Raw genomic sequence first — 14,797 nt, 5'->3', positions numbered from 1 at the left:
TTTGTGAGATGCCTCTACTAATCCCCGACCCGGTGATCGGCCCGTGGGCGAAGGGACTCCCCGCCCGCGCGCACGGTCTGCGCCTCTCCGAGCTGGCGGATGCGGGACTGCACCTCTCCGATCTGCCGACCCCCGCGTTCACGCTGCACGAGGACGCGCTCGCCCGCAACGAGCGGATCGTGTTCGACTGGGCGGCGTCGCAGGGGGTGCTCCTCGCCCCGCACGGGAAGACGACCATGGCGCCCGCCCTCTGGCAGCGGCTGCTCGACGCCGGGGCCTGGGGCATCTCGGTGGCGACGGCCTGGCAGGCGGGCGTCGCGATCCAGGCGGGTGTGCGGCGGGTGCTCATCGCCAACGCCGTGACGGATGCGGCCGCCGCCGCGGTGCTCGGCCAGGCGCTGGAGCGGGACGCCGGGCTCCGTGTGCTCTGCTGGGCGGACTCCGTCGACACCGTGCGGCTGCTGGACGGTGCGGTCTCCGATCCGTCGCATCCTCTCGACGTGCTCGTCGAGCTCGGCGGCGCTGGCGGACGCACCGGTGCGCGCACGGCGGAGGAGGGACTCCGGATCGCCGAGGCGATCGCAGCGGCGGAGGGGCTGCGCCTCGCCGGCGTCGCGGGCTACGAGGGGGCGATCGGCCCCGACCGCTCGGCTGGCTCCCTCGCGAAGGTCGACGCCTACCTGCAGACCCTCGTCGCGCTCCACGACCTCCTGGACTACCCCGACGATGTGCGTCCCGTCCTGAGCGCCGGGGGCAGCGCGTTCCCGGATCGCGCGGCGGCGGTGCTCGCGACACGCCGCGACGGCGCCGACGTCGTGCTGCGCTCCGGGGCGTTCCAGATCCACGACGACGGCTTCTACGCGCGGATGTCGCCCTTCGGGCCGGAGATCGGGACCGAGCGGCTGCGCTCGGCCATGCACGTCTGGGCGCGTGCGGTGTCCCAGCCCGAGGCGGGACTCGCACTGCTCGACGCAGGCCGGCGCGACGTGCCCTACGACATCGACCTGCCCGCGCCGCAGGGTGTGACGGGCGAGATCACGGCGCTCAACGACCAGCACGCGTTCCTGCGCACCGCTCCGGGGGAGGAGATCGTGGTCGGGAAGGTCGTCCGCCTCGGGCTCTCGCACCCCTGCACGGCGTTCGACAAGTGGCGGGTGGCGGTGCTGGTGGACGACCCGGACGCCGCCGATCCGCGGGTGATCGGGGCGGTGCAGACATGCTTCTGAGCACCGTCCTCGCCGAACAGGGACGCGTCCGCGTCTACCGGGGCGCGACCGTGGTCGACGGCACCGGCGCCGACCGCTACATCGCGGACGTGGCGATCGAGGGCGCGCGGGTGGTCGCCATCCGGCGCCCGGGCGACGCCGACGCCCTCGTGGTCCCGGAGGGCGCGGTCTGCCGGGACGCGACGGGGCTCGTGCTCGCGCCGGGGTTCATCGACATGCACGCGCACTCCGACCTCGCCGTGCTCGGCGGCGCCGCCCATGACGTGAAGATCCGGCAGGGCGTGACGACCGAGGTGATCGGGCAGGACGGCATCGGGTACGCGCCCCTCGACGACGCGTCGGCCGTGGCCGTGCCCGCCCGGATCGCGGGGTGGAACGGCTCCCCCGGGGGGCCGATCGCCTGGCGGACGATGGCCGGCTTCCTGCGCGCCGTCGACGAGGCACAGGGCACCGGCCCCGCGGCGAACGTCGCGGTGCTCGTGCCGCAGGGCAATCTGCGGATGCTGGTGATCGGCCACGAGAACCGCCCGGCATCGCCCTCGGAGATCGCGGAGATGCAGCGGCTGCTGGGCGAGGCGCTCGACGATGGCGCGTTCGGGATGTCGAGCGGGCTCACGTACGCCCCCGGCATGTACGCCGACACCGCCGAGCTCGAGGCCCTGTGCCGCGTGGTCGCGGAGCGCGGCGGGTTCTGGGCCCCGCACACCCGGAGCTACGGCGCGGGCGCGCTGGACGCGTTCCGGGAGGCCCTCGACGTCGGCCGCCGCACCGGATGCCCGATCCACCTCACCCACGCGACGATGAACTTCGGCGTGAACCGGGGTCGGGCCGCCGAGCTGATCGCGCTGATCGACGACGCGCTCGCCGACGGCGTCGATGTCACGCTCGACACCTACCCCTACCTTCCCGGGGCGACGACCCTCGCGGCGCTGCTGCCGAGCCGGCTCTCCGAAGGCGGCGACCCGGTCGGAGCGCTGCGGGCACTCGACGCGGACGGCCGCGAGCGCCTGCGTGCCGAGCTCGAGGACATCGGCTGCGACGGCTTCCACGGCGAACGGGCCGACTGGGCCGCGATCGAGATCGCCGGAGTGGGCGATCCCGCGCTCGCGGACCTCGTCGGACGGACCGTGGCGCAGGCCGCGGCGGAGCGCGGACGACGGGCGGTCGATCTCGTGATCGACACGGTCATCTCCGACGAGGGCGCGACGACGGTGCTGATGCACATCGGTGACGAGGACAACGTGCGCGAGATCATGCGCCACCCGCGCCACACCGCCGGCAGCGACGGCATCCTCATCGGGGGCAAGCCGCACCCACGCGGTTTCGGGACCTTCCCCCGCTACCTCGGGCACTACGTCCGCGAGCTCGGGGTGCTCGGGCTGGAGGAGGCCGTACGGCACCTCTCCGCCACGCCCGCGCGGCGCCTCGGCCTCGACCGGGGGGACGCCCCGCGCGGCGTCGTCCGGGAGGGTGCGACCGCCGATCTGGTGCTGTTCGACCCCGGCACGGTCGGCTCGACCGCGGACTTCGACGACCCGCGGGGCCGTCCGACGGGGATCGTCGAGGTGCTCGTCGGCGGGACGCCGGTGCTCGTCGACGGCGAACCCGCCGGCGTCGCAGGAGGCCGGGCCCTGTGCGCCGTTCCCCCTGCGCACCGGGCGACGGTGCCGCAGGTCGCCGCGCAGATCGAGGAGGGGGCGCCATCGTTCGAGCTGCTGTCCGGCGCGGGCGTCCGCGCCGAGCCCGGCCTCGAGCGCGTCGCCGCCCTGCTCCGTGAGTCGCTGGGGCTCGACGGACAGGTGGAAGGCTCGGCGATCGCGCTCCGCGTCGTGCCGGGAACGGGTCGCGGCCCGGAGTCCTTCCGCGTCGAGGTCTCGGCCGACGGCGTGCGGATCGACGGCGCGACGGCGGAGGGCGTGTTCCGCGGCGCGACCGTGCTGCGGCAGCTCTGCGCACCCGAGCGGGCGATCGGATCCCGCATCCCGTCCGGCACCTGGAGCGGCGAGCCGGCATTCGGCTGGCGCGGGATGATGCTCGACGTGGCGCGGCATTTCCGGCCGGTCGAGGAGGTGCGGCGCCTGATCGATCTGCTCGCCGCCCATCACCTGAACGTGCTGCATCTGCACCTCACCGACGATCAGGGCTGGCGCTACGAGGTGCCCGGGTATCCGCGACTGACCGAGGTGGGTGCGGTGCGCCACGCCACGCAGCGCGGGCACGGTCCGCTGTCGACGGTCGAACCGGGAACGCACGAGGGGTTCTACACCGCGGAGGAGCTGCGCGACCTGGTGGCCTACGCCGCCGAGCGCTTCGTGACCCTCGTGCCCGAGGTGGAGCTGCCCGGGCACGTCCAGGCGGCGCTCGCCGCATATCCGGCGCTCGGCAACACCGATGTGAAGGAGCCGCCGACCTCGGCGTGGGAGCGCTTCGGCGTGAACCGTCGCACGCTCGCACCCACGGAAGAGGCGCTCGCCTTCGGGCGCGCCGCGATCGACGCGCTCTGCGACGTCTTCGACGCGGAGTGGATCGGCATCGGCGGCGACGAGGTGCCCGTGGACGAGTGGGCTGCCAGCCCCGCCGCCGCGGAGCGGATGCGGGAGCTGGGGCTGTCGACGCCGCATGAGGTGCAGCCCTGGTTCACCCGGGCGTTCGTGGCGCACGTCCGCGCGCGCGGACGCCGCGCCCTGGCCTGGGACGAGGTGCTGGAGGGCGAGGTGCCGGAAGGGGTGCTGCTCGCCGCATGGCGCGGGCCCGTGGCCCTCAGGGAGGCGCTGCGTCGCGGCATCCCCGTGGTGGCCTGCCCCGACATGGAGGTCTATCTCGACTATCCGCAGAGCGGATCGGCGGACGAGCCGATCCGCGTGGGGCCGCCGCTGCCGATCGAGCGGACGTACACGCTGGAGGTGCCGGACGGCGCGATCGGCGGCCAGGCCAACGTGTGGAGCGAGCACCTGCCGACGAGGGAGCGAGTCGACTTCGCGGTCTTCCCGAGGCTCTCGGCGATCGCGGAGCGGCTGTGGGCCGGGGGAGCGGCGCCGTCGTTCGACGGTTTCGCCGCGCGCCTGCCCGTTCACCTGCGCCGCCTGGCGGCCGCGGGCGTGGCGTATCGTCCCCTGGACGGACCACGGCCGGACCAGAGGAGGCCCGGGATCCCGGGCAAGCCGCTCACCCTGGAGCAGCGCGAGGAGATCGTGGCCGGACTCGTCGCGAGAATGGCAGCCGGAGACGGCGGGGAATAAGGTAACGTTTCGATAACCCTGGGTTGCAGTGCGGGAGCCGGGGTTGCGCAAACTCTGTTCGTAAGGTCTACTAACAAATATGTCCGAATCGGATGATCTGCGTGCGTCGGCGTCCATCGAGTACGTCGACGGTCAGAGTCATGCCTTCGGGGCGGTGCGACGTCTGCGTTCGCGCTCGAAGGTGCTCCCGGAGCACGCGCGCGGGCACAACCGCGCGCTCGTGCTGCAGACGCTCTACCACGCCGGCGCGATGAGCCGGGCGGACCTGTCCAGGGAGACGGGGCTCACCCGCGTGACGATCTCCGACCTCGTCGCGGAGTTCATCGCCGACGGCATCGTCATCGAGATGGGGGTGCGCGAGGCCACGGGTCCCGGGAAGCCCCCGATCCTCATCGACATCGACCGGGCGGGGCACCAGATCATCGGCATCGACCTCTCGGGGCCGACCGCGTTCGAGGGCGCCGTGCTGAGCCTCGACGGCGACGTCCTGGAGCGCCGGGAGACCCCGCGCCCCGGCGGTGAGGACGGCGAGGCCGTCTACGCCGCCGTGCTGCAGCTCGCCCGCGACGTGATCGCGGCGTCGAACCGCCCGCTGCTCGGCGTCGGCATCGCCACCCCGGGCGTCGTCCGCCCCGACGGCGTGGTGCTCAGCTCTCCCAACCTCGGATGGGTCGACCTGCCGCTCGAGGCGCGACTCGCCGCCGACCTCGACCTGCCGGTCATCGCCCGCAACGACGCCAACGCCGCGGTGCTCGCGGAGTACACCTTCGGCGAGGCGCTGAGCGACTTCATGCTCATCAAGATCGGGCGGGGCGTCGGCGCCGGCCTGATCACCGGCAGCCAGCCGCTGCTGGGCAGCAGGTTCGCCGCGGGCGAGATCGGCCACGTCGTGGTCGGCACCGACGGCGGCCCGCGCTGCGCCTGCGGCAAGGAGGGCTGCCTCGAGGCCTGGCTGAGCGTCACCCGTCTGACCGCCGCGATCGCGGAGAACCCGGATGCCAGGGACGAGGTGCTCCGCGACGCGGGCACGCGGATGGCGATCGGCATCGCGCCCATCGTCGCCGCCCTCGACCTCTCCGACATCGTGCTCTCCGCCCCGCCGGACCTGCTCGGCGGCCCTTTCATCGAGGCGGCGATCGAGACGCTGCGGGAGCGCACCCTGGAGGGCATCTTCGACGATGTGGACATCCGGCTGACGCATCAGCAGGACATCGTGCTCCGTGGAGCCGCCGTCATGGTGCTGTCCGGGCAGCTGGGGGTCTCCTGACGATGGCGGCAGTGTTCACCGGCCCGGCGGGCCGGTCCGTTCGAGTGGGCCTGGACGTCGGCGGGACCAAGACCGACGCGGTCGCCCTCGCGCCCGACGGAGCGCTCCTGGGACGTCTGCGGCGTCCCACCGGCTTCGGGCCCGATGCGGTGGTGCAGGGCATCCTCGAGGCCGTCTCCGCGCTCGCCGACGAGGGGGGCTTCGCGATCGGCGACATCGAGTCGGTCGGCGTCGGCATCCCCGGGATGATCGAGAACGGCACGGGGCGCGTGCTCCATGCGGTCAACCTCGGGGTCGACTCGCTCGACATCGCCGCGCGGGCGCAGAGCGCGATCGGCGCGCGGTTCGCCGTCGAGAACGACGTCAAGGCGGCCGCGCTCGGCGCGGCCTCCCTGCGGCACGACGGCGCCTCGATGGCCTATCTCAACCTCGGCACGGGCGTCGCCGCCGGCATCGTCGTCGGTGGGCGCATCTGGCGCGGGGCCCACGGAACGGCGGGTGAGGTGGGACACGTCTCGGTCGACCCGCACGGCAGGATCTGCGGCTGCGGCCAGCGCGGCTGCGTGGAGACGCTCTGCGGCGGCGGAGCGCTCGCGAAGGCCTGGGGACGCCCCGGCGCCCTTCCGGTGCGCGACATCTTCGATGCCGCAGAGACGGGCGACCCGCAGGCGCTCGCGCTGCGGAGGGACCTCGCCCGCGGTGCGGCGGCCGCGGTGCGACTGCTCGTGCTCTCGGTCGACGTCGAGCGCGTGATGATCGGAGGCGGGCTGACCGCCCTCGGCGTCCGTCTCTACACCGACCTGCTCGCCGCGATCCGGGAGGATGCGGCGACGTCACCGTTCATGCGGTCGCTGCGGCTGGATGAGAGAATCGAGCTGCTGCCGGCGGGCTCGCCGGTGGCGGCGATCGGCGCCGCACTGCTCGGCGATCACGCCGCCGCAGACCACCCCACCCCCGAGAAGGAGACCGCCGCACATGGCTGAAGTCATCATCGTCGAGAACGCCGCTGCCGCGGGCGCCCTGGTCGCCGATGAGATCGTCCGACTGCTCGACCGGAAGGCCGACGCCGTGCTGGGCCTCGCCACGGGGTCCACGCCGCTGGGCGTCTACCGCGCCCTCGCCGAGCGCGTCGCCGGCCGCGACCTGTCACAGGTGCGGGGCTTCGCCCTCGACGAGTACGTCGGCCTCGACCCGGCCCACCCGGAGAGCTACCGTTCGGTGATCACCCGGGAGGTCGTCGAGCCGCTCGGGCTCGATCCCGAGCGCATCCACGTGCCCAACGGCGCCGAGGCGACCATCCAGCACGCCGGTGCCGACTACGAGGAGGCGATCGAGGCCGCGGGCGGTGTCGACGTGCAGATCCTGGGCATCGGCACCGACGGGCACATCGGCTTCAACGAGCCGGGGTCGTCGTTCGCCTCCCGCACGCGGGTCAAGACACTGACCGAGCAGACCCGCGAGGACAACGCCCGCTTCTTCGACTCGATCGACCAGGTGCCGCGGCACTGCATCACGCAAGGTCTCGGCACCATCCTGCGGGCGCGGCACCTCGTGCTCCTCGCCTTCGGGGAGGGCAAGGCCGAGGCGATCGCGAGCGCGGTCGAGGGGCCGATCTCGGCCATCCTCCCGGCTTCGGCGATCCAGTTGCACGAGCACGCGACCGTCGTGGTCGACGCGGCGGCGGCGTCGCGGCTGAAGCTCGCCGACTACTACCGCTACACCTACGAGAACAAGCCGGCCTGGCAGGGCATCTGACCGCTTCGGCCCTCCTGCCCGTCAGCCCCAGGCGATGGGCAGGAGGTGCTCCTCGCTGAGGGGCGCCAGGAGCACCTCGCCGCGTTCGGAGGGGGCGAGCCAGCGCAGCTCGGCGAGCTCGGCCTGCACCTGCACGTCCTCGGGCTCGGCGGTCATCGCGAACGCCGTCGCCACCACGCGATGGCCGGGCTCGTTCGCGGCCGCCGAGACGAAGGTCCCGAGCGGCCGCAGCGCATCCTCGCCGACGACCAGGCCGAGCTCCTCGTGCAGTTCCCGCACGAGGGCCTGCGCCGCGCTCTCCCCGGCCTCGGGCTTGCCCCCGGGCTGCATGAACCGCTCCGTGCCGCTCTTGCGGACGAGCAGCGCGCGGCCGTCCCGGTCGGTGATGACGGCAGCGCTCACGTGGATGTCAGGCATGGGAGGAGAACACCTTTCCGGGGTTGAGGATGCCCTGCGGATCGAACACGCGCACGATCCGGCGCTGGAGCTCCCACTGGTCGTCGCCGAGTTCCTCGGACAGCCAGCGGCTCTTGAGCGTGCCGATGCCGTGCTCCCCGGTGAGGGTGCCTCCGAGCCGGATCGCGGAGCGGAACAGGTCGCTCGCCGCCGCCCAGATCGCATCGGGGACGTCGGGCCCGTCGAACAGGAAGTTCGGATGCAGGTTGCCGTCGCCGGCGTGGGCGACGGTGGGGATCGGGATGCCCGTCTCGCGCTCGATCCGGGCGATCTCGTCGAACATCTCCGGCATCCGGCTCCGCGGCACCGAGACGTCCTCGATCAGCGTCGTGCCGAGGGCCGCGAGGGCCGGGTGGATCGAGCGGCGGAAGCGCAGCAGGCGCTCTCCCTCCTCCGGGTCGGCGCTCCACGCGACCTCGCCCCCGGCGGCGCCCAGCACACCGGCGATGAGCTCGATCTCCGCGCGGGCCCCGGTGCCGTCGGTCTGGACGGTCAGCTGGGCCCGGCCCGGCTCCGGCGGGTCCATGCCGAGCAGGGCATGGACGGCGGCCAGGCTCGACGCGTCCATCAGCTCCATGATCGCCGGCTGGACGCCCGCGGCGGTCACCGCCGCTGAGGCCTCCGCCGCGGCCCGGACACCGGGAAAGGACGCGGTGAGGGTGCAGGTCTCGCCGGCCACGAGAGGGCGCAGCTTCAGGGTCGCGCCCACGATCACGCCCAGGGTTCCCTCGGACCCGATCACGAGCGACGTGAGGTCGAGTCCCGTCACGCCCTTCACGCTGCGATGTCCGAGGCGCATCAGCCGTCCGTCGGCGAGCACGAGGTCCACGGCCAGTACCGCGTCGCGCACCACGCCGTACTTGGCGCACAGCAGTCCGCCTGCGCCGGTGGCGATGTTGCCGCCGACGGTCGAGATGTCGCGGCTGGCGGGGTCGGGCGCCCACCAGACGCCGTGCTCGGCGAGACGGGCGCCGAGCACGCCGTTGAGGATCCCGGGCTCGACGACGGCGAGGAGGTCTTCCGGGCGGATCTCCACGATGCGGGTCATCGCGGCCGTGGAGAGCACGATCTCGCCCGATCCCGCGTTCGCCCCGCCCGCAAGACCGGTCCCGGCGCCGCGGACGACCACCGGGGTGACGGTCTCGGAGGCGATCCGCATCGTCCGCTGCACGTCCTCGACGCTGCGGGCATGGACCACGGCGAGCGGACGGCCCTCCGCGGCGTGGCCTGAGCGATCGGCCCGCGCGGCCTCGAGGCTCTCCGGCGAGGCGTCGACGATGTCGCCGAGCGCCTCGCGCAGCCTCTCGAGCACGGTCATCGCAGCGCGCGACGTCCCGCCATCACCCCGGCGGCCACGGCGACGACGCCGAACATCGCACCCGTCCAGCCGAGCCCCATCGCCCACCAGGCGAGCGTGACGCCGACGTAGATGAGCACCTCCACGATCGCGCGGAGGAACGGGTGCAGGCGCAGCACCGGTCTGGGGGAGAGGAAGAGCGCCCAGACCAGCAGCACGGCGACCGGGAGGCCGATGCCGATGATCACGTTCCACGGGAGCGCCCAGGTGCCGAAGCCCCACAGAGCGAGCGTGATGAGGGCGACGATGAGCACGATCGCCCGGATGATGTCGAGCGGCGTGATGTTCGGCCGGTTCACGCCCGGTACGGCGGCGGTCTCCTGGGGCATGCCCCCAGTCTATTCGTGGTCCGGGGTGCGGATCAGCCGGCGATGCCCAGGGACCACAGCTTGGTCGTGCCGGTCCACTCGCCGCCCTCGTAGCGGAAGGTGACGGTGGCGTTGCGCAGCAGCTGCATCGCGTTCGGACGGATGTCGGCGGTGCCCGAGCCCGATGCGTCGAGCGTGATGCGGTCGCCGCGGGCCGGGTTGCCGTCCATCCACACCTCGACGACGGCGCCGGGGGTGCCCTTCACCGGGATCGAGTAGTGGGTGCGGAACTGGTCGTCGATCCAGATGCGCGCGGCGCTCCAGGTGATCGCCACGTCAGTGTTGCCGGGGTCGGTTCCGCCGTTGCCGGGGTCGGTTCCGCCGTTGCCGGGGTCTGTTCCGCCGTTGCCCGGGTTTGTGCCGGGGTCGGTTCCCGGGTCGGTGCCGGGGTCTGTTCCCGGGTCTGTTCCGGGGTCGGTGCCCGGATCTGTGCCGGGGTCTGTTCCCGGGTCTGTGCCCGGGTCTGTTCCGGGATCGGTGCCCGGATCGGTTCCGGGGTCGGTGCCTGGGTCCGTTCCCGGGTCTGTTCCGGGATCGGTTCCCGGGTCGGTTCCGCCGTTGCCGGGATCGGTTCCCCCATCGCCCGGGTCCGTTCCGGGATCGGTGGGCTTCGGCGTGACCGGCGGATCGGTGGGCTTCGGCTTCTGAGCGGTCTCAGGAGCGGGGGGCGCCGGCGTCTCCTGCTTCGGCTCCTCGGGGACGACGGGCTTCTTCTCGTCCACCTCGATGACCATGACGCCGTCCTGATCGCCGATCGACGACGACGGCGCCACCTCGGAGGCGATCGAGCTCGAGCCGCCTTCGCCGGCGTTCGGCTGCGAGGTCGCGGGGGAGGCGTTGATCATCCCGGGCACCACCGCGACGGCGGCGACGACACCGGCGACGACGAGTGCCGCGGAGCCGGCGCCGACGAGCGCGCCGATGCCGGTGAGGGCCCCACCGCCCATGGAGCCGCCGCCTCCGGCGCTCGCCCCGGCACCCGAGGCGCCCGAGCCCGAGGCAGCGGCGGCGCCGACCGCCGGAGCGGTCGCAGCGGTGACGACGACCGCGCCGTCGACAACGCTGGAGGGCATCGCCGCGAGAGCGGCGAGAGGCGTACCGCCGCCCTGCAGAGAGGCGAGGTAGCCGGTGGCGCCGGTGACGCCGAGCACGAGGGGGAGCAGCACGAGCGCGAGCCGGTTGGACACGTCCTTCGCCTCGGCGGCGACGATCATGCAGCGGGCGCAGTCCTTGAGATGGTCCTCGAGGCGCACCCGGTCGCGGGTGCCGAGATTGCCGCGGGAGTAGGCGCCGAGGTGCTCGATGCTCCACTGGCAGTCCGAGCCGGCGGCGGCGTTGCGCAGGTGCGCCTGGATCCATGCCTCGCGCAGGCCCTCGCGAGCACGGAACGCGAGCTGGGAGACGGCTCCGGCCTTCATGCCGAGCAGGGGGCCGATCTCGGCAGGCTTCATCTGCTCGATCTCGGAGTACCAGAGCACCTCCTGCCAGCGGGACGGCAGGCTGCGGAAGGCCTGGGCGGTGAGGCCGCGGTCGAGGGCCTCGTTGGCCGCCTCGTCGGTGCTGGCGGGATCGGCGACGGCATCGAGCTCGTCGATGGCCGTCTCCCGGCGCGAGCGTCCCCAGGCCGCCGCGGTGTTGCGGATGCTGGTGAACAGGTAGGCGCGGAACGAGCCGTTGGGGCCGCCGCCCTTGAGGATCGCCTGGTAGATACGGGCGTAGGCCTCCTGCACCAGGTCGTCCGGATCGATCGAGGAGGTGATGGAACGGGCGACCGTCATCCCGGACGGGTAGTGGCGCCGCCAGAGCTCCCCGAACGCCGCCGCGTCACCCGAGCGGGTGCGCAGGACGAGGTCGGAGTCGGCGGGCTGTTCGCCGGTCTGTTCGTGCACGTTCTTCTCCGTTCACAGGGCGAGGAGATTCCCCGTGATCGCTCGCTCCCTCTGGTCGGAAGCGGAATACCGCTCCCCATGAAGAGACGCGTGAATCGGATGTTCATCACGCGCCTGGGCCATTCTCTCCTGAAATCGCCGATCTGGCCAGCCCGATGGAGAACTCGCAGGATCTCTTGGGAGCGCTCCCAGAAAAAAGTTCGGGATCCGCGTAATGAATCCGTGAGGACGTCGTCTCTTCAGGTGAGCCAGCTTGAGAGCGCCACCGGGGGGCGGCGCAGGAAGGCACCGGTGCTGGGGTAAACGACACCGGTTCGGATGGACTCGGGTTCCTCGGGGGAGGAGACCCCGAGTCCATCCGCTCACTGGGGGAAACTATGAGGCCGCCGCGCTGGGGAGCGCGGCGGCCTCCCACCTTTCCGGGGCCGTTCTCTCAGCGCCGCACGGCGGTGCCGGTCCAGACGCGTACGACCTCCAGGTCGGAGGTCAGCAGCACGGCGTCTCCGGGCATCCCCGGCCGCAGGCGTCCGAGCCGCTCGCCGAAGCCGATCGCCGCGGCCGGCGTCTGGGTGAGCGCGCGGACGGCGTCCGGGAGGGCGACCCCCGCGGAGACGGCGTTGCGCAGCGCGACGTCCTGGGTGAGCGTCGATCCGGCGATCGAGCCCGAGTCGACCCTGGCGACGCCGTCGAGCACCGTGACGTGCAGGGATCCGAGGATGTAGTCGCCGTCGTCCGAGCCCGCCGCCGCCATCGCGTCGGTGATCAGCGCGACGCGGCCCGGCGCCTCGTCGAAGACGAGCTTGATGATGTGCGGATGCAGGTGGATGTTGTCCGCGATCGCCTCGAGCGTCACGCGGTGGTCGGCTGCAGCGGTGAGCACAGGACCGGGATCGCGGTGGTGGATGCCGTGCATCGCGTTGAAGGCATGCGTGAGGATCGTCGCGCCGGCGTCGAACGCGGCGCGGACGGTGTCGTCGTCGGCATCGGTGTGGCCGATCGCCGCCGCCGCCCCGGAGGCGACGACCAGACGCACGGCGTCGAGGCCGCCGGGCAGCTCGGGCGCGAGGGTGACCTGGCGCACGGTCCCCCTCCCCGCGGCGAGAAGACGCTCCAGCTCGGCGGCGACCGGCTCGCGCAGCAGCGCGGGATCGTGGGCGCCCTTGTGGCCGGGGTCGAGGAACGGACCCTCCAGATGGGAGCCGAGGATGTCGTCGTCCGTCTCCATCAGATCGGCGATCGCGGCGACCCTGGCCGCAAGGTCGTCGACCGAGGCGGTCACGAGGGAGACGATCGCGCGGGTGGTGCCGTGGTCGCGGTGCAGTGCGCGGGCGGCGCGGATCGCGTCGGCCCCGTCGTCGAAGGCCGCGCCCCCGCCCCCGTGGCCGTGGATGTCCACGAACCCCGCGGTGAGCACCGCGCCCGGGCCGGCGAGGTCCGCCGCGTCGACCGCCTCGTCGGCGTCCGGCCGCCCGGCGCCCGTGCCGACCTCGGCGACGACGCCGTCCTCGATCCGGACCCAGGCGTCCTCGACGATCGCGCCGTCGTCCACGAGACGTGCGGAGTGGATCACCAGCGAGCTCATCGCGCGCTCCAATCGATCTCGGCGGCGGGATGGAAGCCGATGCCGGCGGCCCGCCACAGCGGCGCGAGTGCGCCGACCCGTTCACGATACGACTCCCAGACGCGCTCCTCGCCCTCCGCCGGCGACCAGGCGACCTCGGCGTGTCCGGCGATGCGCGGGAAGACCAGTCCGTCGACCTCGGCGAGCGTGCGCGTGGTCTCGGTCCACATCGGCGCCTCCACCCCCAGGATCGCCTCGTCCGGTACCGGGGCCACGGCCGTCGGCTCCCACTCGTAGCCGCTCCGCACGTCGATGAGGGCGGCCCAGCTGAGACCGAGCGGGTAGCCGGCGTCGTACTTCATGTCGAGATAGGAGACGTTCGAGGGGGACATGATCAGGGCGCCGCCGCGCTCGACGAAGCGCGCCGCCTCCTCGGCGTGCGTGCCCTGCGGGGTCGTGCTGCCCCAGTACTGGCCGATGGTGCCCTCGGCGATGCCGGCCGCCGAGCCCACCTCGTGCCAGGCCACCGGGGTCCTGCCCTCCTCGGCGACGATCGCGGTCGCGCGCTCGACGAAGTGATCGAAGTCGGCCTGTGCGGTGCCGAGCGACTCGTCTCCGCCGATGTGGAGGTACGGGCCGGGCGTCATGTCCGCCAGCTCCCGCACGACGTCCCGCACGAAGTCATAGGTGCCCTCTTCGCCGATGCGCACGCTGGAGTGGCCGACGCCCCAGCCCAGGTAGGGCTCGCCGCCGACCGGGAGCGGCTGTCCGAGGCGCTCGGAGTCGGCGATCAGCGCATCGTTCATCACGGGCTGCTCGACCAGCCCGGGGTAGGCGACGCCGATCGCGTGGGTGTGCCCGGGCAGGTCGATCTCGGGGACGAGCGTCATGTGGCGCGACGCCGCGTAGGCCACGATCTCGCGGTAGTCGTCCTTGGTGTAGAAGCCGCCGGGGTCGCCCAGGGCCGAGGTCGATGCCGCGCGTTCGGTGAGCAGCGGCCAGGCTTCGATCTGCACGCGCCATCCCTGGTCGTCGCTGAGATGCAGATGCAGGTGGTTGAGCTTCAACGCGCTCGCGCGGTCGATGAACGCCGTGACGTCGTCGACGCCGAAGAAGTGCCGCGCCACGTCGAGCATGACGCCGCGGTACGCGAAGCGCGGGGCGTCCTCGACCTCGGCGCGCAGGATCCCCCACCCCTCGGCGTCCTCGCGCACGAGCTGGAGCAGCGTCTGGACGCCGTAGAAGAGGCCGGCGTCGTCGGCGCCGACGACCTCGGCCGTGTCGCCGACCGCGAGCGTGTACGACTCCGCCCGCTCCCCGGGCTCCACGCGGAGCACGATGTCGCCGGGGCGGGGCGTCTCGTCGGCGCGCGATGCCTCGATGCCGGTGCGGCGTCGCAGCTCGGCCGCGAGCACGTCGGCCGCCGCACCGCCCCCGATCACGCGGACGGCGCCGGTGAGCGGCATCCGCCCATCGCCGGCGGTGGCGGAGAGGGGCCAGGGGACCAGGGGCAGGCGAAGTGGCAAGACCATGAACAAAACCTACCCGGAAGCCGGCGCCGACCCAAGCGTCGATCGGCGTCGCATCCGCTATGCTCGGAGGCGTCGCGACTGGCGTCTGGGTGGGTCACCACCGGGGAGCGACCTCATGGGAATCGACCGCGCGCCTGGGCCGATGAG

Annotated in this window: 11 protein-coding genes and 1 riboswitch; of the genes, 5 read left to right on the top strand and 6 right to left on the bottom strand. The window is 72.9% G+C overall.

Annotated features, from left to right (window positions below):
- Positions 1-8: 8 nt before the first annotated feature.
- The 5 genes from ABWO84_RS13235 to nagB all read left to right on the top strand — a co-directional run bounded on the left by ABWO84_RS13235 (position 9) and on the right by nagB (position 7,487).
- A complete protein-coding gene (locus ABWO84_RS13235) occupies positions 9-1,226 on the top strand; it encodes an alanine racemase (RefSeq protein ID WP_353115292.1) in 1,218 nt (405 codons plus the stop codon).
- Positions 1,217-4,465, top strand: a complete 3,249-nt coding sequence (locus tag ABWO84_RS13230) for a family 20 glycosylhydrolase (protein WP_353115290.1) — start codon at positions 1,217-1,219, stop codon at positions 4,463-4,465. Before ABWO84_RS13235 ends, ABWO84_RS13230 begins: the two co-directional genes overlap by 10 nt.
- Before the next feature lie 79 nt (positions 4,466-4,544).
- The gene (locus ABWO84_RS13225) at positions 4,545-5,732 is read left to right on the top strand and encodes an ROK family transcriptional regulator (protein WP_353115288.1); all 1,188 of its coding nucleotides are present in this window, start codon (positions 4,545-4,547) and stop codon (positions 5,730-5,732) included.
- An 11-nt stretch (positions 5,733-5,743) separates the two neighbouring features.
- Positions 5,744-6,715 carry an ROK family protein gene (locus ABWO84_RS13220; protein WP_353115286.1) on the top strand — a complete coding sequence of 324 codons (972 nt, stop codon included), beginning with the start codon at positions 5,744-5,746 and terminating at the stop codon, positions 6,713-6,715.
- Positions 6,708-7,487, top strand: a complete 780-nt coding sequence (gene nagB / locus ABWO84_RS13215; protein ID WP_353115284.1) for a glucosamine-6-phosphate deaminase — start codon at positions 6,708-6,710, stop codon at positions 7,485-7,487. The genes ABWO84_RS13220 and nagB overlap by 8 nt, the downstream gene beginning before the upstream one ends.
- A 21-nt stretch (positions 7,488-7,508) precedes the next feature.
- Here the strand turns inward: nagB and ABWO84_RS13210 are convergent, their stop codons facing one another.
- The 6 genes from ABWO84_RS13210 to ABWO84_RS13185 form a co-directional block, all read right to left on the bottom strand.
- Positions 7,509-7,904 (bottom strand): NUDIX hydrolase, encoded by a 396-nt coding sequence (locus ABWO84_RS13210; protein ID WP_353115282.1) that lies wholly within the window; start codon positions 7,902-7,904, stop codon positions 7,509-7,511.
- Positions 7,897-9,261, bottom strand: a complete 1,365-nt coding sequence (locus ABWO84_RS13205; RefSeq protein ID WP_353115280.1) for an FAD-binding oxidoreductase — start codon at positions 9,259-9,261, stop codon at positions 7,897-7,899. The genes ABWO84_RS13210 and ABWO84_RS13205 overlap by 8 nt, the downstream gene beginning before the upstream one ends.
- On the bottom strand, positions 9,258-9,629 hold the full coding sequence (locus tag ABWO84_RS13200) for a YrdB family protein (protein WP_353115278.1): 372 nt from the start codon (positions 9,627-9,629) through the stop codon (positions 9,258-9,260). Before ABWO84_RS13200 ends, ABWO84_RS13205 begins: the two co-directional genes overlap by 4 nt.
- A 32-nt stretch (positions 9,630-9,661) precedes the next feature.
- Complete coding sequence (locus tag ABWO84_RS13195) at positions 9,662-11,557, bottom strand: sigma-70 family RNA polymerase sigma factor (protein ID WP_353115276.1); 1,896 nt, start codon at positions 11,555-11,557, stop codon at positions 9,662-9,664.
- Between the two features lie 433 nt (positions 11,558-11,990).
- A complete protein-coding gene (gene nagA, locus ABWO84_RS13190) occupies positions 11,991-13,139 on the bottom strand; it encodes an N-acetylglucosamine-6-phosphate deacetylase (protein WP_353115274.1) in 1,149 nt (382 codons plus the stop codon).
- Positions 13,136-14,650 (bottom strand): beta-N-acetylhexosaminidase, encoded by a 1,515-nt coding sequence (locus ABWO84_RS13185; protein WP_353115272.1) that lies wholly within the window; start codon positions 14,648-14,650, stop codon positions 13,136-13,138. The genes nagA and ABWO84_RS13185 overlap by 4 nt, the downstream gene beginning before the upstream one ends.
- Positions 14,651-14,714: 64 nt before the next feature.
- Positions 14,715-14,797: riboswitch (ZMP/ZTP riboswitch) on the top strand.

The organism is Microbacterium sp., assembly GCF_040394595.1.
Taxonomy (GTDB): domain Bacteria; phylum Actinomycetota; class Actinomycetes; order Actinomycetales; family Microbacteriaceae; genus Microbacterium.
The sequence above is the reverse complement of the archived record's forward strand: the minus strand, read 5'-3'. Positions and strand labels throughout refer to the sequence as shown.